Below are 20,702 nucleotides of genomic sequence, written 5' to 3' on the forward strand. Positions count from 1 at the left end.
ACCACTCCACCGACGGCCCGCCTGACGCTCAGAACGTCAGGCGGGCGTCCCGGAAGACAGCCTCACAATAACGGCAAGCCAACAGACAAGTGGGCTCTTGGGAACACACGGGATTTCAGGATTTAGCACTGCCGGATTGGGCGCGCCTGAAACCCCGTGTGCTCCGCAGAGCCCGCTCCACCACTTCGTGGTCCCCCTCGCCCAACGGGCGAGGAATGGCGCGAGCTAACCCAACGGCCTAGTCGCCATCCCCATCATCATCCGCCGCGGCCCCGAGCAGGGCCTGGCAGATGTAGGCGGCGGGGGCGCCCACGGCGGCCAGGCCCAGGGCCCCGACCGCCGCCTGCAGGGCGTAGATCAGCAGGTAGCGCGGCGCGAAGGCGGCGTTCAGCGAGCTGAGGTCGGGCTGAATGGCCTGCATCAGGCCCTGCGGGGGGCCGCCGGCCGGGTGGGTGGCCACGGTCAGGGCGAGGATGCCGATCCACAGCACCAGCACCGGCAGGCCGGCCACGACATAGACGCCCAGGATCTTCCAGAACCGTCCCTTGGTCAGGCCCCAGCTGGAGAAGATGCGGATGCCCTTCTCGGCGACGGTCTGGGCGGCGGCCAGCGACAGCTTGACCATCAGGAAGATCATGGCGGCAGCGCCCAACAGGCCCACGACGATGGCCGGGATCTTGGCCGAGAACGGCGCGGCGGCCAGGCCCGCCTTCAGGGCGCCGGGGCCCGCGCCGATCACCAGGGCGATGGTGGCCCCGATCACCGTGGCGAAATAGGAGACGAACAGGATGATGGCGATCACGAAGCAGGAGACCACCAGCCGCAGCTCATCGGCGCCGAAGCGCAGATAGCCCAGGGCCGAGCCCTGTGGCCGCAGGATCGCCCGGTTCACGGCGCCCAGGCTGATGGCGCCGGTCACCAGGCCGAAGGGCAGGGCGAAGACGATCTGGAAGCTGAAGATCTGGCGGGTCAGGTTCATCACCGTGGCCGGATCGGCGGTGGTCGGGCCGGCCCGCTGGATTTCCTGCATGGCCATCATCTGCGGCCCGATCATCTGGGCCATGGCCGCGATGGTCGCCGTCCCGCAGATCAGCGACCAGATGAACCAAAAGACCGCCGTCATCGGGCGCTCGCGCAGCAGCCGATAGCCGGACAATGCCGCGTCCTTGAACGAAAAATCCTGCATCTAACCCTCCATGCCGCCGCCCTGCCCGCCGCTATTCACGGGCCAGGGCCTCCACCGGATCCAGCGCCGCGGCGTTGCGGGCCGGAAGCCATCCGAACACCAGGCCGATGACCGTCGCCGTCCCGAAGGCGGCCAGGATCGACCAGGCTGAATAGACCAGTTCGAAGCTCGTCACGAACAGGCTGAAGATCCAGCCCAGCCCGAGCGACAGGCCCACGCCCGCCGCCCCGCCGATCAGGCAGACCAGCACCGCCTCGATCATGAACTGGCTCATGATATCGCTGCGCCGGGCCCCGATGGCGGTGCGCACCCCGATCTCGCGGGTGCGCTCGCTGACCGAGACCAGCATGATGTTCATCACCCCGATGCCGCCGACCAGCAGCGAGATGCCGCCGATCGAGCCGAACAGCACCGAGAAGATCAGGGTGATCTGGCCCAGCTGCCGGCGCATGGTGTCGCTGGACATCACGAAGAAGTCCTGCTTGCGGTGCTGGGCCTTGAGCAGCTGGACGATGGCCTTCTCGGCCGCCGAAGCCGAGGCGCCATCGGCCAGCCGCACGGTGATCTGGGCGACGTTGGGCTGGCGCACCAGGCGGGCCATCAGGGTGGTGTAGGGCGTCCAGACCTGCAGGTTCGAGCCCTGGAAGATGGCCGCCATGCCCTCGGGCTTTTCGGTCACCCCGACCACCCGCACCGGGACGTCGCCCAGCAGCACCACCTGGCCGACGGGGTCGGTGTCCGGGAACAGCTTGGTCGCGGTGGCGTCGTCGATCACCGCCTCCTGGGCCCCGCTGGCCACCGAGGCGGCGGTGAAGCTGCGGCCCTTGGCGATGGCGACGTTCTGGACGCGGAAATACTGGTCGCTGACCCCCAGGATGGTGCCGTTGCCCGACACGGCGCCGGCCCGCACCACCCGGCCGGTGGCGACGGTGGGGCTGACGCTGTCGACATAGGGCTGGCCTTCCAGGAGGGTGACATCGCGGGGGGTGAGGCTGCGCACGCGGCCCGCCCTCTCGTCCCCCGCCCCCTGGCCCGGGAAGATGTTGACGGTGTCGGAACCCAGCGTGCCGACACTGGACATGATCGACTTCTGGGCCCCGCCGACGATGGAGAGGATCGAGACCACCGAGGCGATGCCGATGATGATGCCCAGCATGGTCAGCACGGTGCGCAGCCGGTGGGCGTTCATGGCCAGCAGGGCCTGGCGCAGGGCGTCGCCCATGCGGTCCAGGGTCGCGGTCCAGGATTCCTTGCCGAGGTCCGCCGAAATGGGATGGGCCGGGCCGCTGGCCTGCTGCGGGCCATTGGGGCGGTCGGAGACCACCTCGCCGTCGGAGAGCTCGATGATCCGCCGGGCGTTGTCGGCCACCTTGGCGTCGTGGGTGACCAGGATGATGGTGTGGCCCTCGGCGTTCAGCTCCTTGAGGATGGCCATCATCTCGGCCCCGCTTCGGGTGTCGAGGGCGCCGGTCGGCTCGTCGGCCAGGATGACCTGGCCGCCGTTCATCAGGGCCCGGGCGACGCTGACCCGCTGCTGCTGGCCGCCGGAGAGCTGGTTGGGGCGGTGGCCCAGGCGGTCGCCGAGGCCCAGGCGGGTGAGCAGGGCCGTGGCCCGCTCGCGCCGGACCTTGGCCCCGCGGCCGGCATAGACGGCCGGGGCCTCGACATTGCCGCGGGCGTCCTGGTCGGGCAGCAGGTGGTAGCGCTGGAAGATGAAGCCGAAATGCTCGCGGCGCAGGGCGGCCAGCTCGTCGGGCAGCATCTTGCGGACATTGCGGCCGGCGACCCGGTAGGTTCCCTTGGTGGGCCGGTCCAGGCAGCCCAGGATGTTCATCAGGGTCGACTTGCCCGAGCCCGACTGGCCGATGATGGCCACCATCTCGCCGGCCTCGATGGTCAGGTTTATGGCCTTGAGGGCGTCGATCGGGGTCTCGCCGGAGGGATAGCTGCGCCAGACGTTCCTGAGGCTGATCAGCGGCGGGGGCGCTTCCTCGGTCATGGGCGGGACTACTTGGACTCAGGCTTGGGGACGCCCGAGATCTTGGCGTTCCAGGCGTCGCCCACCACCACCTTCTCGCCGGCCTTCAGCCCGCTCAGCACCTGGAAGCGGGCGTTGTCGATCACGCCCACCTTGACCTTGCGCTCGGCGGTGGTCCCGTCGGGGTTCAGCACCTTGACCCGGTAGAGGCCGTCCGCCCCGCGCTTGCCCAGGGCCCCGGCGGGGCCGGTCAGCACCCGCTTGGCCTCGCCCAGCACGATGGAGACCTGGGCGGTCATCGACGAGCGCAGCCGCCCGTCGGTGTTGGGCACGTCGAAGAGGGCGTTGTAATAGATGGCCGTGTTGGCCGGGGCGGTGAGCAGGTCGCCGGCGCTCTCGGGGGCCGGCTCGACGCTGCGCAGGGTGGCGTAGTAGCGGCGGTCGGCGTCGCCCAGGATGGTGAACCAGACCGGCTGGCCGGGCCGGACATTGATCACGTCGGCTTCCGAGACCTGGGCCCGCACGGTCATGACGTCCATCCGGGCCAGCCGCAGCAGGGTGGGGGCCATCTGGACGGCGTTCACCGTCTGGCCCTGGCGGACCAGTATGGCGGCGACCACCCCGTCGATGGGGGCGATGATGTTGGTGCGGCCAAGGTCGACCTTGGCCTTGTCCACCGCGATGCGGGACTGGCGGACCACGGCCGCCGAGGTGGCGGCGGCGGCCCGGGCGATGGCGACCTGGGCGGCGGCCTGGTCATAGGCGGCCTTGGCGGCATAGCCCTGGTCCATCAGCGATTTCGACCGCGACAGGTCCAGCTCGGCCTTGCGCAGGGTGGCGATGTCCATGGCCTGGCGCCCTTCCTGGGCGGCCAGGGCGGCCTGGGCGTTCTGCAGGGTGTTGAGCTGGATGGCGGGGTCGATGACCGCCAGCAGCTGGCCCTTATGGACCACGTCGCCCAGCTGGACCTTCAGCGACTGGATCTGGCCGGTGGCCTGGGCCCCGACATTGACCACCTCGAGCGGCTGCAGCGTGCCGGCGCTGAGCACGGTGTTCTGGACATCGCCGATGGCGACCGGCTCGGTCAGGTAGCGGCCGGCCGCCTGCTGCCCACCCTTGCCGCAGGCCGCGCAGACGAGCAGCAGCCCCGCGAGGAGGATCCTGGCCACAGTCCTGTTCATGATGGAGACGCCCGAGCCCTTAACTGAACGCTGATATGGCCCCGGGCGGCGGCGGCGGCAAGTCCGCGCCGCTGCGGCCTGTGGGCGCGATCCGTCCAGCGCTGCGGGTGGGGCGGGCGTGGGATTAAACTGGGAAGGAAGATAAGGGAAAGAAGAAGCGTAAGCGGCCGGGATGCGGCATCGTCGTGGATAGCCGCATGGGCCTGCTTGCGGCGCGCTGGCTGACCCCGCGACCAATTCTATAGAGGCGCTTCGCGCCTCAAAAGACACGCCTTGAAGACGATCCGGGGCGCGTCCGGACCACAGGCGCTTACGCTTCTTCTTTCCCTTATCTTCCTTCCAAATTTAATCCCACATCGGCCGCTCCGAGGGCTTCAAAATCAGGCCTCCGGCGGATCGCCCGCCGCCTCGTCCTCTTCCGGGTCGCCGCGCTGGGCCTCGATGACGTGCTTGCTGGGCGGATCGAACACCATGCCAAAGCCCAGCAGGGCGGCCATGGCCAGGGCGCCCTTGGCCCGCTTGCCGCCGAACTGCAGGCCAATCCAGGCGACCAGCGGCGCCAGGACCAGGAAGGCCCCCAGAGCGATCAGGATTTGCAGCCAGCCCGGCATGGGATTCCTCCGACCGGGCGGATATAGGGCGTCAGGACACCTTGACCAGGGCCAGCCTGGCCGGCCGGGTCTGCATGGACTGCTCGCCGGCGTCCTGCGGCGCCCCCCAGAACTCCGCCAGGGTCGGGCCGTCCTTCACGCGGCGGTCGCGGAACAGGAAGTTCCACAGCTCGAACGGCCAGACCCGGCGGCCCATCTGGTAGTACCAGCGCTGGGCGCGGCGCACGCTGGGGTCCTTCAGGGTGAGGACACGCCACAAAGCGCGCGGGCGCAGCTGCATGACGGCCTCGGCGAACTTGACCCAGAGCAGCACCCGCCAGGGCGGCATGTGGCGGGTGGCCAGGACCTGGTGCTTGTAGTCCCAGCGGCGGCGGTCCAGCTGGATCACCGTCCGTCCCGCCGCCAGCCGGAAGAAGGGCGTCCAGCGGTGCGGGGTGACATAGAGCAGCTGCACCTGGTCGGGATCGTAGGCCAGCAGCTGGCGCAGGCCGCGCCAGTGGTCGGCGTCGGTCTCCTCCTCGAACCCGACCACCCAGCTGGCCATGGAGAGGATGCCGTGTTTCCGCAGCAGCCGCACCGCCTCGCGGTCGGTGGCCGTGGCCCCGCCCTTGCGGATCATCTGCAGGGTGGCCTCGTCGGTGCTTTCGAGGCCCAGCAGGAAGCGCTCCCAGCCGGCCTGGCGGTAGAGATGCAGGATGTCGGCGTCGCGGACGATGTCGTCGGCCCGGGTCGAGCCGACCAGGATCAGCTTGACGTTCTCGGCGATCAGCGCCTCGAGGAAGGCCTTCCAGACGCGGCGCGAGGAGGTGGGGTTCTCGTCGGCGAAATTGATCACCTCGACCCCGTGGTTGCGGGCCAGGTCCGCCAGCTCGCGGGCGAACTTCACCGGGTCGCGATGGCGCCACTTGGTCCAGAAGCCGCGCTGGCCGCAGTAGTTGCAAAGGTGCGGGCACCCCCGCGAGAACTGCGCCACCACCGCCCGCTTGCCGCCCCAGTAGCTGTAGCGGGCGTGGTCGATCAGCTCCCAGCCGATGCGGCAGGCGTCCAGGTCCTGGATCATCGGGGCCGGGCCGGTGCTGCGGGCCCGGCCCTCAGCTGTGCGGAAGGCGACGCCGGGGATGTCCGATAGCGGGCGGTTGTTTTCGAGGGCCGCCATCACGCGCCGGCCGGTCTCCTCGCCCTCGCCGATGACGATGACGTCGACCTGAGGCTCCTCGTCCAGCACCTCGCGCCAGTGATAGCTGGGAAAGACCCCGCCGTAGACGATCCAGGCGTCCGGCAAGACCTGGGCGACGGCCCGCGACAGCGCCGCAATCACCGGATGGCCCGAGGTCGAGCCGGAATGGCCGAACAGCACCGCGTCGGGGCGGTAGGTGACCACCTCGCGCAGGATCGAGGCCGTCGACATCGGCCCGAACTCGGCGTCGAGCAGCTTGACCCTGTGCCCGTCATCGATGAGCGGCCCCCCCACCGCCAGCAGGCCCAGCGGCGGCAGGTGGTCGTCGGGAATGCGGCTGCCAATGGAGGGGTGCGGGGCGTTGATCAGCAGGATGCGCATGGGGAAGCTCCTTGGCGTTGGGCCAAGGTCGGCTCCCGGGCCTGGGCGGGGAACCGGGCAGGGTTGGGCGATGTCGTGACAGGGCCGGACGAGTGCGGACGGTGTGGCGCCGAACCGGACGTTTGAGAGCGCCTAGCTGGGGGATGTCGTCAACCTCTTTCCAAACCGGCGCGACAGGAGGACAACTATGCGTAGCAGCGTCATTGGCCAGGGCGTTAAGTTGCGCGACAATCGCCCTGTTGGATGCGGCAAAACGCAACCCAGGGAGGGTCTTTTGAATGAAAGAATCTGAATTAGAAGCCGCCGTAATCGCTGCCTATAAGAAGCGGTACAATTGGAAGTCGGTCATCGTATCGGCAATGACGCACAATGTTGCGGGTGGATCGCTCGTTGTTGTTGATTACATTGACGAGGAGGATAAGGAAGGTGACGAGGCCTGTTATGCCACCGATCCTTCCAATATTAGAATATTCAAAACCACGGCAGAACTGACGAATTACATACAGAGTAGGGGTTCTTTCCGGGAATGGATATTTACCGGGCAGGGCGTTGCGGCGACGGCGTTCCTGATATGTTTGATCTCGGTGATCGTGCTGACCATGGTCCAGACTAAAAATCAGGCGGCGCTCGATGCATTGGAAAAAATACTGATCCTTGCGGCGGGATTTTTCTTCGGAAATAACGCTGCCGGGCGCCGGGGCTGACCAGCATAGATGGGCCTTGGATTTCTTTGTGAGGCTGCTGGCCCAGTGCTTGCCCGAAAGAGGCTAATTTGACCCGAGCATCATACGACACCGCCGTCATCGGCGCCGGCGTGTTCGGGGCCTGGACGGCCGAGCGGCTGCGGGCCGCCGGGCAGAGGGTGCTGTTGGTCGACGCCTGGGGGCCGGCCCATGCGCGGGCCTCTTCGGGCGGGGAATCGCGGCTGACGCGGACGGCCTATGGGGCGGACGCCATCTACAGCCGGATGGCGCGGGAGTCGCTGGCCGACTGGCGGGCGCTGTCGGATGGGGCCGACCTGCCGCTGCTGCACCGGACCGGGGTGCTGTTCTTCTTCGACCGGGACGATCCCTACGCCCGCGACAGTCAGGCGCTGCACGCCGAGTTGGGCTTGCCGATGCAGACCCTGCAGCCGGATGAATTGGCTCGGCGCTATCCGCAGGTCGATTGGGCCGGGGTGAAGTTCGGGCTGCTGGAGCCGGAGGGCGGCATCCTGATGGCCCGGCGGGCGGTGCAGACCCTGGTGGAACGGTTCGTGGCCGCCGGGGGCGTCTATGGGCGCGACGCTGTCCTGCCGCCGACCAATTCCGATTGGCTGGAAACCGCCGATGGCGGCCGCATCGGGGCCGCCAGTTTCGTCTTCGCCTGCGGGCCCTGGCTGCCCAGGCTGTTTCCCGACCTGCTGGGGAACCGGATCTTTCCGACCCGGCAGGAGGTCATGTTCTTTGCCCCGCCGGCCGGGGATGCGCGGTTCGGGCCGGACGCCCTGCCCGGCTGGGTCGATTTCAATGGCGGCGACATGGTCTATGGCATGCCCGACCTGGAGGGGCGGGGCTTCAAGCTGGCCATCGACCGCCACGGCCCGCCGGTCGATCCGGACCGGGGCGACCGCATGGTGACCAAGGCCGGGCTGGAGGAGGCCCGGGCCTATCTGGCCCGCCGTTTTCCGGCCCTGGAGGGCGCCCAGCTGGTCGAGACCCGGGTCTGCCAGTACGAGAACAGCCATAACGGCGACTTCCTGATCGACCGCCATCCGGCCTGGGACAATGTCCTGCTGGTCGGGGCCGGGTCGGGGCACGGCTTCAAGCATGGCCCGGCGGTCGGACGGCTGGCGGCGGAACTGCTGCTGGATCCGGCGGCGGGGCCGCAGCCGCGCTTCGCCCTGGCGGCCAAGGGTTCGAGCCAGCAGCGCAGCGTGCACTGATGTGTGAGTGAGTATTCACTTGCATTGTTTCGGCCCGTGTGACAGGGTCATCCATCCTTTGCGGAGCGGACGATGATCTGGTTGTTCACCCTGGGCCTGGCGGCCTGGATTCTGCGGCTGTCGCTGGACCTCAACCAGCACCGCTCGCTGACCCGCCGGCTTTCCGAGCGGCTGGAGGCCCTGGAAGACAGGCAGATCCCGGTCGCTAAACCCGCTGCCCAAGCCGAGCCGGTCGAGGCGCCGCCCCCGCCGACCGTCGGCGTCCTCGCCGAGGATCGCGCGCCGCCTGGGGTGTTGATGCAACCCGAGCCCGAGCCGCCGCCAAGGCTGGTCCCGCCAATCTCGCCCGGCCGCCCGCCGGTCGACCTGGTGCGGCTGCTCAGCGAAAAGGGCCTGGCCTGGCTGGGCGGCGGGGCGCTGGTGTTGGGCGGGCTGTTCCTGGTCGGCTACGCGGCCCAGCGCGGCCTCTTCACCCCGCCGGTGCGGCTGGTCAGCGCGGTGCTGGGCGCGCTGGCCATGCTGGCGGCCTCGGAATGGCTGCGGCGGCCGGGCCCGGCCCAGAACAGCCTGGTCGCCGCCATCCTGGCCGGGGCCGGAGCAGGCGGGCTCTACGCCACCGTCTGGGCCGCCTGGGGGCTCTACCGCTATCTGCCGGGCGGGCCGGCGGTGCTGCTGATGACCGGCGTCTCGACCCTGCTGCTGGGTCTTTCCCTGAGGCACCGCCAGCCTTTGGCCCTGCTGGCTCTGCTGGGGGCTTTCGCCGCCCCGGAGATCGCCGGGCGCGGGATCTGGAGCGAGGAGGCCCTGACCCTGCACCTGCTGCTGGTCGTGGTCGCCGGCTTCGCGGTCGCCGTCGGACAGCGCTGGAGCTGGACGGCCCTGGCCACCGTGCTGGGCGTCGCCGGAGTCTGCCTGCTCGACGCCGGCGTCATCAGCCCCACCCGCGAGATCGCCCTGAACCTGGTCACGCCGGTGCTGGCCCTGGCCTATGCCGGGCTGAACGCCCATCGCGGCCCGGCCCGCCCCTTCGGGCTGATCGCGCCGCTGGCGCTGGGCCTTTCGGCCTTCAGCCTGATGCTGTTCTGGGTCGCCCATGCCGCCCTCTGGCTCGCCCCCGTGGCCCTGGCCGCGCTGGCGCCCCTGGCGGGCCTGGCCATCGGCCGGACCTGGACGCGCTGGGAAGCCCTGATCGCGCCCGTGGTCCTGGCCGTCCTGGGCCTGACCATTGCCGTCGGGATGGCCTTCGAGGCCGAGCTGATGACGGTCCGGCTCGAGGGCGCCGGCCTGGCGATCGCCCTGGTCGCAGCCGGCCTGTTCGCCCGGCGCCAACCCCTGGCGGTGGTATCCGCCGCCGCCGGCGCCCTGCTGCTGATGCTGCGCGGGGCCTATGGCCTGGACCCGCTGCCGGCCGCCCTGGCGCTGGAAGCCGGGGCGGCTGTGCTGATCCTGGCCGCCTGGCCGCAGGCGCGCCATACGCCCAACGTCTTTGGCGATCCCGCCGGCGACCTGGCGCTCGGGGCCTGGAGCCTGGCCGCCGGCCTGGCCCTGGTCGCGGCCATCCGGCTGGGCGCGCGGCCCGAGGCGGTTCCGGCCCTGGAGGCCGCCTTGGCGCTGGGCGTCATCCTGCTGCAGCGCCGGCTCGCCTGGCGGGGCCTGGCCGCCGCCGCCCTGGCGGCCGGGGGCGCGGCGGTCGCCGCCTCGCTCGATCCGCGCTTCATCGGCCCGGCCCTGGCGTCGGCCAATGGCGCGGGGCTGGCCGTGCTGGCCTGCGCCCTGGCCGCTACCCTGCTGGCCGTTTCCAGCCGGCTGCCCAGACTGCCCCAGGACCAGACCGCCCCCCGCCAGTCGCTCGCCGCCGGCGCGGTGATCCTGGCCCTGATCGGCGCCTTCATCGGCCTGCGCTGGTGCGCCTCCGGCCAGGGACTGGGGCTGAGCCTGTTGCTGGAAGCCTCCCTGCGCACCCTGCTGATGAGCCTGGCGGGCGCGGCCCTGCTGCTGGTCACGCGCGACCGGCGCGGAACCATCGCCCGGCTGGGGCCGCACGCCCTGCTGCTCCTGGCCGCCGTGCACGGCGTCCTCTGCCAGCTGTTGATCTGGAACCCCCTTTGGGGAATCTGGCGCGAGCCCATCGAGACCCTGCCGCTGCTGGGCAGCCTGGCCCTGGCCTATCTGGCCTCGGCCGGCGCCTTCGCCCTGGCGGCCTCGCGGACCCGCGAGCCGGTCCCCGCCCGGATCTATGGAACGCTCGCCGCCCTGTTCGGCCTGACCTGGGCCCTGCTCACGCTGCGCCATACCTTCCATGGCCCCGACCTGACGGCCGGGATCAGCCCCTTCGCCGAGCGCATCGCCCAGGCAGCCCTGCTGCCGCTGCTGGCCCTCGGGCTAGACTGGATCGACCGGCGCGGACGCCTGGTCCGGGCGACCCAGGCCGTGCGCTGGCTGGGCCTGACCCTGGCCCTGACGATCACCGGCCTGATCGCCTTCCCCTGGTGGGGCGCCGACCCCGCGCCGATGGGCGGGCTGGGCCTTGGCCTGCTGGCCTTGGCGCTGCTGGCCGGCCTGGCGGCGATAACCTGGGCGTCGGGGCGCATCGAGCGGGACCGCGCCCCGATCCTGGGCGAGACCGCCCTGGTGCTGGCGGCCGGCCAGGCCCTGCTGCCCGTCACGCTGGCGGTGCGCTGGGCCTTCCATCCCCACGACCCGGCGCACGGGGCCGGCCTGCCGCTGGAGACCTGGGCCTATTCCGCCGTCTGGGCGGTGGGCGGCGCGGCCCTGCTGGCCCTGGGCTCGGGCTTGAAGGAACGCGCCCTGCGCTGGACCGGCCTGCTGGTGCTGCTGGCCACGGCGGCCAAGGTGGCCTTCTTCGACACCGCCAACCTCGAGGGCGTGGCGCGGGCCGGCTCCTTCCTGGCGGTCGGGGTGCTGATGGTCGCGGCGGCGGTGATCTCGCGCCGTCTGACCCGGGTCAGTTAGGGCGGGTCAGGCGGGTTTGAACCGGGGCGATATCCACATCTTCCCGAGCGTCCTGGCGAAGGCCAGGACCCAAGCGGGGTCGGCCACCCTGTCCGCGCCACCTCAGGACCCTCCGCTTGGGCCCTGGCCTTCGCCAGGGAGACCGGGGATGGAGAGAGCAAACCTGACCCATTCCAGGCGGGAAATGCCCTAGGGCGGGTCAGGCCGCGACCAGGAAGCCGGCGTCGACGAACCGCTGGGCCAGGGCGATGCGGACGTCGTCGCCGATCTCGCCGGGGATGTCGCGCACCTGGAACTCGCTGGCCCCGGCGATGAAGACCACGGCCGCCTCGGCGCCGCGATGGATATGGATGTGGCCGCCCGGATGGCTGAAATCCAGCCGCTCGGCGTTGCCGATCAGATGGCCGACGGCCAGGGGATGGCGGCGCAGCCGGCTGGCCAGCGTCAGCGGCGAGGGGGCCGGCTGCTGCTCCAGCCGCTCCAGCTTGCTCACCGCCCGTGAGGAGCGGCGCTGCAGGGCCTGGCCGACGAAGGCGTCCGAGCGGCACAGCTCCAGCAGCTGGCCCAGGGCGCCCCTGACCTGGCCGGGCAGGTCGCCGAAGCTGTTGCCGTGCACCTGCAGGCCCAGCCGGTTGCCCACCCCCACCCGCAGGCGGCGGTCCAGGTCGGACATATGGTCCAGGGCGGCGATGATGGTCTCGCGCAGGGTCAGCGGCCGGAAGCCGATCGACACATGCAGCGCGTCGCTGAGGGCGTCGACCCGGTGGGCGGTGCCGCAGGGCAGGTAGAGCAGGTCGCCGGGCGCGACCTCGACCACGGTGTGGGGGTCCAGGGCCGGCGGACCCTCGGCAATGCCGCGCCAGGGGTTGGGCAGGGGCGGCGGATCGGTGTTGATGAACCAGCGCTTGGACCCGACCAGCTGGATAACGATGATGTCGTACTCGTCGTAGTGAACCTGGGCCTGGCCATCGCCCCGGCTCCAGAACACCGCCGCCTCGACCGGCTGGTGCAGGATCACCTCCAGGGCGCGGATGAATTTCGCCAGCTGCGGGGTCAGGCCGTGGACCTCCGGGACCCGGACGGTCCAGCCCAGGGCGTGGTGGGCGTCGACCGTGGCCTTGAAGGCCGCCGCGTCGGGGACCGGGGCGGGCCGGGGCGGCTGGCCCCGGGGCCGCTCGGCGTGGCAGGTGATCTTCGGGGCCAGCCGGTCGAAGGCGTCGAGGATGACGGCGGCAGGATCGGGTCCCAGCAGGGTGCGGCGATGGTCGGCGTCGCCGCCCTCGACCTTGATGAAGCCCTGGCCCAGCACCTCGTCGAGGAAGCGGTCCACCGGCAGGGGATCCAGGACCCGCTGCAGGGCGGCCTGGGCGTCGGCAAGGATCATCTCGGCTCTCAAGCGTGGGCTATACGCGTCTCGCCGCGAAGCTACCGATGTCCCCGAACCGGGTTCAAGTGACATCCCGTTCACGTGGTGGCCTGGCCGGGTGGCGGAATGTCGCACCCTTGGGGGCGCGGCTAGCCCTGCGCGTCGAAGAAGGCGTCCGGGCCCTCGACCTCGACCAGCCGGCCCTTGCGGATTTCCAGGAAGCGGGTGGCGGCGGTGCGGGTGAAGTAGCGGTCGTGGCTGACGAACAGGCAGCTGACCTCCGCCTCTTCCAGCTGGGCCTCCAGCGCCTCCTGGCCCTCGATGTCCAGGTGGTTGGTCGGCTCGTCGAGCAGGTAGAGGTTGGGGCGCTCCAGCTTGAGGCGCAGGAACATCAGCCGCGAGCGCTCGCCATGGCTCAGCACGCCGATCGGCTCGCGGGTGCGGTGGAAGGCAAAGCCCGCCTGGGCCAGCAGGCGGGCTGCCTCCTTGTCGGTGGCCTCGGGGGCGGCGGCGACATAGTCGATGAGGGTGGATTTGAGCGGCAGGCCGCTCATCGTCTGGTCGAACCAGGCCAGCCGCGCGGCCGGATTGAAGCGCACCGTCGCCTGGCCGTCGTAGTGCTCGCGGGTCGGGTCGAAGGCGGCGGCGAGCGCGCTCAGCAGGGTCGACTTGCCCGCCCCGTTGGCCCCCAGGATGGCGATGCGGTCGCCGACCCCGACGCTCAGGCGGTCGATGTCGAACAGCCGTCGGCCGTCCGGGGTCTTCACCGTCAGGCCCATGACCCGCACCGCCACCTTGGCCTCGATGTCGCCCTCGGCCAGCTCCAGCCGCCGCTCGCGGGCCCGGTAGGTTTCGGTGGCGCCCTCCTCGATGCGGGCGATGCGGGTCTCGATGGCGGCCTTGCGCTTGTTGAGGTCGGGGTTCTTGACCGCCCAGACCTTGTAGCGGGCGGCGGCGGCCTCCAGCCGGGCCACCTCCTTTTCCTCAAGGCGGCGCTGGGTGGCGGCGGCGGCGTCGCGGCGCAGCAGTTCCTCGCGGGCGGCGGCGAAGGGGGCCTTGAAGCTGTGCAGGCCGTCGGCGCGCAGGAAGAGGGTGCGGTCGGTGACCCGGTTGAGGAACTCGCGGTCGTGGCTGACGATCAAAAGGGGGATGTCGAAGTCCTCGGTCAGCCAGCGCTCCAGGGTGGCGATGTTGCCCAGGTCCAGGTGGTTGGTCGGCTCGTCGAGGATGAGGATGTCCGGCTCCTCCAGCCGCGCCGCCCCGGCGATCAGCATCAGTCGCTGCCAGCCGCCCGACAGTTCGCCGAACCGCTGCCCGGCCATCTCGTAGGAGACGCCGATCTCGTCCAGCAGCACATCGATCCGCCAATCCTCGTCGGCGGCGCCGATGCGGCCCAGCGAGCGGGCCAGCACCTCGCGGACGGTGAGGTCGGCCAGGTCCGGGGGCGTCTCCTGCGGCAGGGTGCCGACTCTTAAGGAGCGGGAGCGGACCACCTGGCCGGCGTCCAGCTCCAGCTCGCCCGACAGGCATTTCAGCAGGGTCGACTTGCCGGCCCCGTTCTCGCCGACCAGGGCGGTGCGGGCGCCGTCCAGCAGGAAGGAGACATTCTGGAACACCGGCTCGGCCCCGTAGTGGAACCCCGCCCCCTCCATGCCCAGAACGGCGTTGCGCGGCGCCATGACCCGATCCCCAACCTGGCGGGGTTGTTCCGGGCGGGGCCTGGGCTGTCAAGCCGAAGCAGATAGTTGACTCCGTCAATTATCTGGCTTTCCCTGTGGCCAGGAGGTTCGCCATGTCCGCCGCCGTCCAGGATTCCGTCGCCGCCGTCCGCCGTTTCACCCGCTTCTACACCCGCGCGGTGGGAGTGCTGGACCGCGACTATCTGCATTCGTCCTACACCGTGGCCGAGGGGCGGGTGCTGTTCGAGATCGCCCAGAACCAGGCGGGGACCACGGCCAAGGCGGTGGGCGAGATCACCGGCATCGACGCCGGCTATCTCAGCCGCATCGTCGGCAGGTTCGAGCGCGACGGGGTGGTGCGGCGCGAGCGCTCGACCGCCGACGGCCGCAGCCAGCTGCTGCGGCTGACCGAGCATGGCCGGCAGGTCTTCGCCGGCTTCGACCGCCGCTCGGCCGCCCTGGTCGAGGGGCTGATCGACCACCTGCCGCCGGCCGGCCGCCAGCGGCTGGTCGGGGCGCTGCGGGAGGCCCAGGGGCTGCTGGAGGCGGATGAGATCGCGCCGGCGGTGCTGCGGCCCAACGCCGTGGGCGACCTGGGCTGGGTCGTCGAGCGGCACGCCATTCTCTACAGCCAGGAATACGGCTGGAGCGGCATGGAGTCCCTGTGCGCCCGGGTGGTGGCCGATTTCGCGGACGCGCAAGGCTCCGACCCCGCCCATCACCGCTGCTGGATCGCCGAGCGGGCCGGCGAGCGCCTCGGCTCGGTGTTCATGGTCAGGGAGGACGAGACCACCGCCCGCCTGCGCCTGCTGCTGCTCGAGCCGGCCGCGCGGGGCGAGGGGTTGGGAAAGCGGCTGGTGGAGCAATGCCTCACCTTCGCCCGGGAGGCCGGCTTCCAGGAGGTGGTGCTGTGGACCCACGCCAAACTGACGGCGGCGCGGGCCATCTACGCCCGGGCGGGGTTCCAGGTCGAAGAGGTCTGGACCCATGACGACTTCGGCCAGGCGGAGGTCAGCGAGACCTGGCGGGTGAAGCTCTAGCCCAGCAGCGCCTTGCGCCGCGCCAGACTGTCGGCGGGCCACTGCTTCTCCATGTCGTAATAGATCTCGAACGCCGGCTGGTCCTGGGGGAGGCCCACCCAGGGTACCTTGGAGCGGGTGAAGATGTGGGCGTCGGGCGTGATGGCGTGCGGCTCGTCCAGGGTGGAGACCCGCAGGAAGCTCATCACCCGGCGGCGGCCATAGTCGCTCCACAGCGCCGTCTGGCACCTGGCGCAGCGATAGATGTCGTGCGGCCGGCCGCTGGCGGTGGGCATGGTCACGACCACCGGCGCCTCGCCCTCCAGCGCGATACGGTCGGTCTCGATGATGGCGTTGATCGCGAAGGCCCCGCCCGTCTGGGTCTGGCAGTCGCGGCAGTGGCAGCAGTTCACGAACATCGGCCGGCTGGTCATCCGGTAGCGGACGGCGCCGCAGAAGCAGCCGCCGGGGAAGCTGTCGGTCATCGCGCGCGCCTTTCACAATCCTGCCGGTATTCTGGCCGGCTGGTATCCTGGAGGGCGCCCCGTTCGTCTGGCAATCGTAGAAAATCTCGGGAGGCTGCCTTGGACGACATCGACGACACGACCGCCCGCGCCCTGCGCACGGCCTGGTTCCGCTATCTGGACACGCTCGAACCTCTGCGGGCGCCGCTGCACGCCTACTGCCTGCGGCTGACGCGGGATATCTGGGACGCCGAGGACCTGGTCCAGGACGTGCTGCTCAAGGGCTTTGGCATGATCGGCCGCGGCGACCTGCACGGGCCGGGCAGTCCGGTGGCCAATCCCAGGGCCTATCTGTTTCGCTGCGCCACCCACCAGTGGATCGACGCCCAGCGCCGCCTGGCCCGCCAGCGCGCTCTGCCCGCCGACCCGCCGCCGGCCCCGGCCCCGCCGCCCGAGACCGCGCGGCTGGGCGGTGAGGCGCTCTTTGCCGTCGCCTCGCCCCAGGCCCGGGCGGCGGTGATCCTCAAGGACGTCTTCGACTTCACCCTCGAGGAGATCGCCGACGCCCTGCGCACCACGGTGGGCGGGGTGAAGTCGGCCCTGCGGCGCGGCCGCGAGGCCCTGGCGGAACAGGCGATGACGCCGCAGCCCTCCGGCCGGCCAGGCGCCTCGCCGGAACTGGTCGACCGTTTCGTCGACGCCTTCCGGTCCCGCGACGTCGCCCGGCTCACCGCCGTCCTCACTGAAACCTGCTCGATCGAGGTCCCCGGCGTCGGCGGCGGCCGCGGCCGCCGTGGCGGCTGGGCCGAGGCCAGCGTCGGCCACGAGACCCACCTGCGCGCGGCCGTCTATCGCGGCGAGACGGTCATCCTGTTCCTCGACCCCGAGGACCGCCTCTACGACGTCGCCCGCCTGGAGGAGGCCGACGGCCTGGTCAGCCGCCTGATCCACCACTGCTTCTGTCCCGACACGGTGCAGGCGATCGGCGGAGAGCTGGGCGTGGAGACGGTGTCCTTGGGCTATCATCAGCAACCGGAGACCCTGGTGCGGATGATCGCGACGACGACGTTGCCTTGGGGCTCGGAAGGGTTGGGCGCGGAATAGCCTCCGCCTGAAGTTCAAAGCCCGCGCAGCACGACCCCGGCGGTCAGCAGCGCAAAGGCGGCGGTCAGGGTCTCGACCACATGGCCGCTGACCCAGGGAATGGCCACGCCGCCGAAGTGGGCGATCAGCGCGGCGAGGGCCAGCGCCACGGCGATGGCGAACACCGGCATGGAGGGGGCGGTCAGAACGAAGGCGGGACGGGCGGCCATGGTCAGGCTCCTGGGCGCGTCCAGGCAGACCGGACGCAGGTCACCATGCGCTCCGGAGGCTGCTGCGGCAATGCGGGCCCCTCTTCCGGACCCGGCGCCCTTTCCGCCTTACCCGACCGGCCGCTCCAGCCAGTCCTCGCGGCCATGCCGCACCCGCAGGATCAGGACGCCCTCAGCATCGATCCGGTAGACCACGATGTGGGCCCCGTAGGGATGCACCCGCACGGGCGGGACGATTTCGAACCGCTCCCGCGCCGCGCGGGGATTGGCTGTCAGGAAGTCGAAAACCGCTTCCAGGCCCGCATGGTAGCGTTCGGCCTGGGCCTGACCGAACGCCCTGGCGCCGGCGACGAAGATTTCGATGACGTCCTCTTCGGCCTTACGGCTGAGCCTAGGGCGTTTCATCCCCGGCGACCTGCCGCCGCGCCGCGTCCAGCAGGTCCCGCATCGAGCGCTCGCCCACGCCGCTCTGGAGCGCTTCGCTGACCAGGGCCTGCATGGCGTCGATCTTGCCGGTGCGTTCCTGGTCGCGGCGGATCAGGTCGCGGACATAGTCGCTGGCGTTGCTGTAGCGGCCGGTTCGGGCCTGGCCCTCCACCCAGTCCTTGAGCGCGTCGGGCAGGGAAACATTCATCGTGGCCATGGGCGCTCCTTGCCATCAAATGTCCTTCCAATGGCAAGGTTTGTCAAATTTTGAGGGCGGCCAACGGGCCGGAGTCGGCCTCCGCTCCCGGCCCCACCCGCCGATAGGCCAGCGCCTCCGCCACATGCACCCGCCGCACGCTTGGCGCCCCCTCCAGGTCGGCGATGGTGCGCGCCAGCCGCAAGGCCCGCGTCCAGCCCCGCGCCGTCAGGTGGCCGGCCTCGGCGGCTCTGGCCATCAGGGCGCGGGCGGGCTCGTCCAGGGCGCAGGCCGTGTCGAGGGCCTCGCCTTCCAGGCGGCTGTTGAGGCAGCCGCGGTTCTCCTGGATGGCCCGGGCGGCGGCGACGCGGGCGGCGACCTCGGCGCTGCCTTCGGCGGGCGGGGGCAGGGAGAGGTCGGCGGCGGTGACCGGGGGGACGTCGACCTGCAGGTCGATGCGGTCGATGAGGGGGCCGGAGACGCGGCCCTGGTAGTCGCGTTGGCATCTGGGGGCCTTGCCGCAGGCGCCGCGGCCCAGGCCCCCATGGCCACATTTGCACGGGTTCATGGCGGCGACGAGCTGGACCCGGGCGGGGTAGCGGACGTGGGCGTTGGCGCGGGCGACCAGGACTTCGCCGGTTTCGAGGGGCTGGCGCAGGGCGTCGAGGGCCTGGGGATGGAATTCGGGCAGTTCGTCGAGGAAGAGCACGCCGTGATGCGCCAGGCTGACCTCGCCGGGCTTGACCCGCACCCCGCCGCCGGTCAGGGCGGCCATGCTGGCGGAGTGGTGCGGGGCGCGGAAGGGGCGGGCGCGGTTGAGGGTTCCCTTGGCGATCTGGCCGGCCACCGACTGCACCATCGAGGTTTCAAGCAGCTCCGGCGCGGTCAGCGGCGGCAGGATGCCCGGCAGCCGCTGGGCCAGCATCGACTTGCCCGAGCCGGGCGGGCCGACGAACAAGAGGTTGTGGCCACCGGCCGCGGCGATCTCCAGGGCGCGCTTGGCGTTCTCCTGGCCCTTGACGTCGCGCAGGTCGGGCCCGGCCTGGGCCTCGGCGATATCGCCCGGTTTGGGCGGGCCGATCACCTGGGCGCCGCGGAAATGGTTGACCAGGCTGATCAGCGAGCGCGGGGCCAGGATGGCCGCCCCCTCGCCGGCCCAGGCCGCTTCCGGTCCGCAGGCCTCGGGGACGATGATGCCCATGCCCATGGCCGAGGCGGCCATGGCGGCGGGCAGGGCGCCGGCCACCGGGACGATGGAGCCGTTGAGGGAAAGCTCGCCGATCGCCGCCCAGCCCTCCAGGCTGTCGGCGGGGAGGATGCCCAGCAGGCCCATGACGGCGAGCGCGATGGGCAGGTCGTAGTGGCTGCCCTCCTTGGGCAGGTCCGCCGGGGCCAGATTGACCACGATCCGGCGGGGCGGCAGGGCCAGGCCCAGGCCCGTGAAGGCGGCCCGCACCCGCTCGCGGCTCTCGGAAACGGCCTTGTCGCCCAGCCCGACCAGCACGAACGCCACCTGGCCGCCCGAGAACTGAGCCTCGACCTCGACCCGGCGCGCCTCGACCCCTTCGAAGGCCACGGTGACGACCCGGGCGGCCATGTTCCAACCCCTTGAAACCCCTAGACTTATCCACAAGGCCAGCACGGATCGCGGCCCGGATCAAGAACAAAAATAGAACTTAAGGGGAAAGTGAGTTGAAACAGTCACCTAGCCGACACAATTCACCCAGTTTGGGTCATGGTCAACCTAACCCGGCGTCAGGCTTGAGGCCCGGCGCGGCGCCCACTTTTTCCAGTCCGTCTCACACGCGTCCGTCGGCGCAGCTGCCGGGGCTGTCGTTACGCAGGGCGCAGATGATCTTGTCGGCCGCGGCCGGCGCGTAGGTCGCCCGGATCCGCTCTTCCAGCCAGTTCCACTTGTCGCGGCTGTCCTCGACCGCGGCGGCCCAGGCGCGGTCGAAATTGCCGTTCTTGCCCCGCTCGGCGTCGGCGCCGTCCTTGTTCAGATAGTCGTGCTTGACCCGGTTGTAGCGCGAGAGAAGGCCGTAGTTGCAGAAGGCCATCTCCGGCTTGGCGGTGAAGCAGCCGGTGATCAGTCCCCCCGGGAAGCCCTCGCCCCGATAGCGCGGATCAAGCCAGCGGGCGCGGCCGGCATTGCCCAGGCCGGGCGGATTTTTCACGGTGATATCGCCCGAGGTCCGGTCGACCCAGTTGGAGTGGGAATAGAAGTCCTGGGCGGCGTGCAGGGCCAAGCCCATATCCTCCAGCACGTTGCACTTGGCCCGGCCCTTGGTCCCACGATAGCTGCAGTCGTTGGGCTTGGAGGTCATCTGGTCGGCCCGGACCATCCAAATGCCATTGTAGTTCTGGACCAGGGCGCCGGCGTCCTTCACCGCCTCGTCCAGCCTGGCGAAGATATAGCGGCGGCAATCCTCGATCGTCCGCTGGGCGTCCGCGCGACTCTGCGGATAGTCCTTGACGGCGTAGTAGTCGCCCCCGTCGCAATGGTTCTCGTGCCGGAACATCAATCCGCGGCTCACATCGTCGGGCGATCCGACCGCGCCGTATTGCCCGTTCTCGCCGGCCATCTCGGCCAGGGTCCAGGGCTGCAACAGGCCGCCCAGGGCGTCGCGGGTGATCCGCTCATGCTCGGCGTTCTGGCCCAGGCTCCGAAGCGTGCCAAACCCCTGGGCCGACCCGGTCAGCCCGATCAGGATGGCCGCCGACAGTCCCGCAATCGCTAACCCACGCATGTACGCCCCCGTTCATGGTTGTGGAGGGCGCAGAATTAACCATTTTGGGTAGAGATACAAGTTTGGCGCGAAGAGGGT

18 protein-coding genes are annotated in these 20,702 nt (G+C 70.5%); 5 read left to right on the plus strand and 13 right to left on the minus strand.

What is annotated here, in order from left to right; translation table 11 throughout:
- Positions 1–238: 238 nt before the first annotated feature.
- The 5 genes from QO010_RS22855 to bchE all read right to left on the minus strand — a co-directional run bounded on the left by QO010_RS22855 (position 239) and on the right by bchE (position 6,514).
- Positions 239–1,186 carry a hypothetical protein gene (locus QO010_RS22855; RefSeq protein ID WP_307352941.1) on the minus strand — a complete coding sequence of 316 codons (948 nt, stop codon included), beginning with the start codon at positions 1,184–1,186 and terminating at the stop codon, positions 239–241.
- A 31-nt stretch (positions 1,187–1,217) separates the two neighbouring features.
- Entirely contained in the window at positions 1,218–3,185 is a 1,968-nt protein-coding gene (locus tag QO010_RS22860) for a MacB family efflux pump subunit (protein WP_307352943.1), read from the minus strand.
- An 8-nt stretch (positions 3,186–3,193) separates the two neighbouring features.
- The gene (locus QO010_RS22865; protein ID WP_307352944.1) at positions 3,194–4,345 is read right to left on the minus strand and encodes an efflux RND transporter periplasmic adaptor subunit; all 1,152 of its coding nucleotides are present in this window, start codon (positions 4,343–4,345) and stop codon (positions 3,194–3,196) included.
- A gap of 380 nt (positions 4,346–4,725) precedes the next feature.
- Positions 4,726–4,956, minus strand: a complete 231-nt coding sequence (locus tag QO010_RS22870) for a hypothetical protein (protein ID WP_307352945.1) — start codon at positions 4,954–4,956, stop codon at positions 4,726–4,728.
- Between the two features lie 31 nt (positions 4,957–4,987).
- Positions 4,988–6,514 (minus strand): magnesium-protoporphyrin IX monomethyl ester anaerobic oxidative cyclase, encoded by a 1,527-nt coding sequence (gene bchE / locus QO010_RS22875; RefSeq protein ID WP_307352947.1) that lies wholly within the window; start codon positions 6,512–6,514, stop codon positions 4,988–4,990.
- A gap of 278 nt (positions 6,515–6,792) precedes the next feature.
- Between bchE and QO010_RS22880 the strand changes: the two genes are divergently transcribed.
- The 3 genes from QO010_RS22880 to QO010_RS22890 all read left to right on the plus strand — a co-directional run bounded on the left by QO010_RS22880 (position 6,793) and on the right by QO010_RS22890 (position 11,411).
- Positions 6,793–7,218, plus strand: a complete 426-nt coding sequence (locus QO010_RS22880; protein ID WP_307352949.1) for a hypothetical protein — start codon at positions 6,793–6,795, stop codon at positions 7,216–7,218.
- Positions 7,219–7,286: 68 nt separating this feature from the next.
- The gene (locus tag QO010_RS22885) at positions 7,287–8,438 is read left to right on the plus strand and encodes an FAD-dependent oxidoreductase (RefSeq protein ID WP_307352951.1); all 1,152 of its coding nucleotides are present in this window, start codon (positions 7,287–7,289) and stop codon (positions 8,436–8,438) included.
- Between the two features lie 72 nt (positions 8,439–8,510).
- Entirely contained in the window at positions 8,511–11,411 is a 2,901-nt protein-coding gene (locus tag QO010_RS22890) for a DUF2339 domain-containing protein (RefSeq protein ID WP_307352952.1), read from the plus strand.
- A gap of 199 nt (positions 11,412–11,610) precedes the next feature.
- Here the strand turns inward: QO010_RS22890 and QO010_RS22895 are convergent, their stop codons facing one another.
- Positions 11,611–12,795 (minus strand): JmjC domain-containing protein, encoded by a 1,185-nt coding sequence (locus QO010_RS22895; protein ID WP_307352953.1) that lies wholly within the window; start codon positions 12,793–12,795, stop codon positions 11,611–11,613.
- Between the two features lie 131 nt (positions 12,796–12,926).
- Complete coding sequence (locus QO010_RS22900; RefSeq protein WP_307352954.1) at positions 12,927–14,456, minus strand: ABC-F family ATP-binding cassette domain-containing protein; 1,530 nt, start codon at positions 14,454–14,456, stop codon at positions 12,927–12,929.
- Positions 14,457–14,569: 113 nt separating this feature from the next.
- Here QO010_RS22900 and QO010_RS22905 point away from each other — a divergent pair, with 113 nt between their 5' ends.
- On the plus strand, positions 14,570–15,496 hold the full coding sequence (locus QO010_RS22905; RefSeq protein WP_307352956.1) for a bifunctional helix-turn-helix transcriptional regulator/GNAT family N-acetyltransferase: 927 nt from the start codon (positions 14,570–14,572) through the stop codon (positions 15,494–15,496).
- Here QO010_RS22905 and QO010_RS22910 read toward each other — a convergent pair.
- Positions 15,493–15,960, minus strand: a complete 468-nt coding sequence (locus tag QO010_RS22910; RefSeq protein ID WP_307352957.1) for a GFA family protein — start codon at positions 15,958–15,960, stop codon at positions 15,493–15,495. The genes QO010_RS22905 and QO010_RS22910 overlap by 4 nt on opposite strands.
- 99 nt (positions 15,961–16,059) lie before the next feature.
- Here QO010_RS22910 and QO010_RS22915 point away from each other — a divergent pair, with 99 nt between their 5' ends.
- A complete protein-coding gene (locus QO010_RS22915; RefSeq protein ID WP_307352959.1) occupies positions 16,060–17,043 on the plus strand; it encodes an RNA polymerase sigma factor in 984 nt (327 codons plus the stop codon).
- A 14-nt stretch (positions 17,044–17,057) separates the two neighbouring features.
- Here the strand turns inward: QO010_RS22915 and QO010_RS22920 are convergent, their stop codons facing one another.
- The 5 genes from QO010_RS22920 to QO010_RS22940 all read right to left on the minus strand — a co-directional run bounded on the left by QO010_RS22920 (position 17,058) and on the right by QO010_RS22940 (position 20,624).
- Positions 17,058–17,252, minus strand: a complete 195-nt coding sequence (locus QO010_RS22920) for a hypothetical protein (protein ID WP_307352960.1) — start codon at positions 17,250–17,252, stop codon at positions 17,058–17,060.
- Between the two features lie 108 nt (positions 17,253–17,360).
- Positions 17,361–17,657 carry a type II toxin-antitoxin system RelE/ParE family toxin gene (locus tag QO010_RS22925; protein ID WP_307352962.1) on the minus strand — a complete coding sequence of 99 codons (297 nt, stop codon included), beginning with the start codon at positions 17,655–17,657 and terminating at the stop codon, positions 17,361–17,363.
- Entirely contained in the window at positions 17,644–17,895 is a 252-nt protein-coding gene (locus QO010_RS22930; RefSeq protein ID WP_307352964.1) for a type II toxin-antitoxin system ParD family antitoxin, read from the minus strand. The genes QO010_RS22925 and QO010_RS22930 overlap by 14 nt, the downstream gene beginning before the upstream one ends.
- Positions 17,896–17,938: 43 nt before the next feature.
- The gene (locus QO010_RS22935; protein ID WP_307352965.1) at positions 17,939–19,471 is read right to left on the minus strand and encodes a YifB family Mg chelatase-like AAA ATPase; all 1,533 of its coding nucleotides are present in this window, start codon (positions 19,469–19,471) and stop codon (positions 17,939–17,941) included.
- Between the two features lie 202 nt (positions 19,472–19,673).
- Entirely contained in the window at positions 19,674–20,624 is a 951-nt protein-coding gene (locus QO010_RS22940; protein ID WP_307352966.1) for a hypothetical protein, read from the minus strand.
- Positions 20,625–20,702: the final 78 nt, after the last annotated feature.

The sequence above is a fragment of the Caulobacter ginsengisoli genome, from assembly GCF_030814835.1.
Lineage (GTDB): Bacteria > Pseudomonadota > Alphaproteobacteria > Caulobacterales > Caulobacteraceae > Caulobacter > Caulobacter ginsengisoli.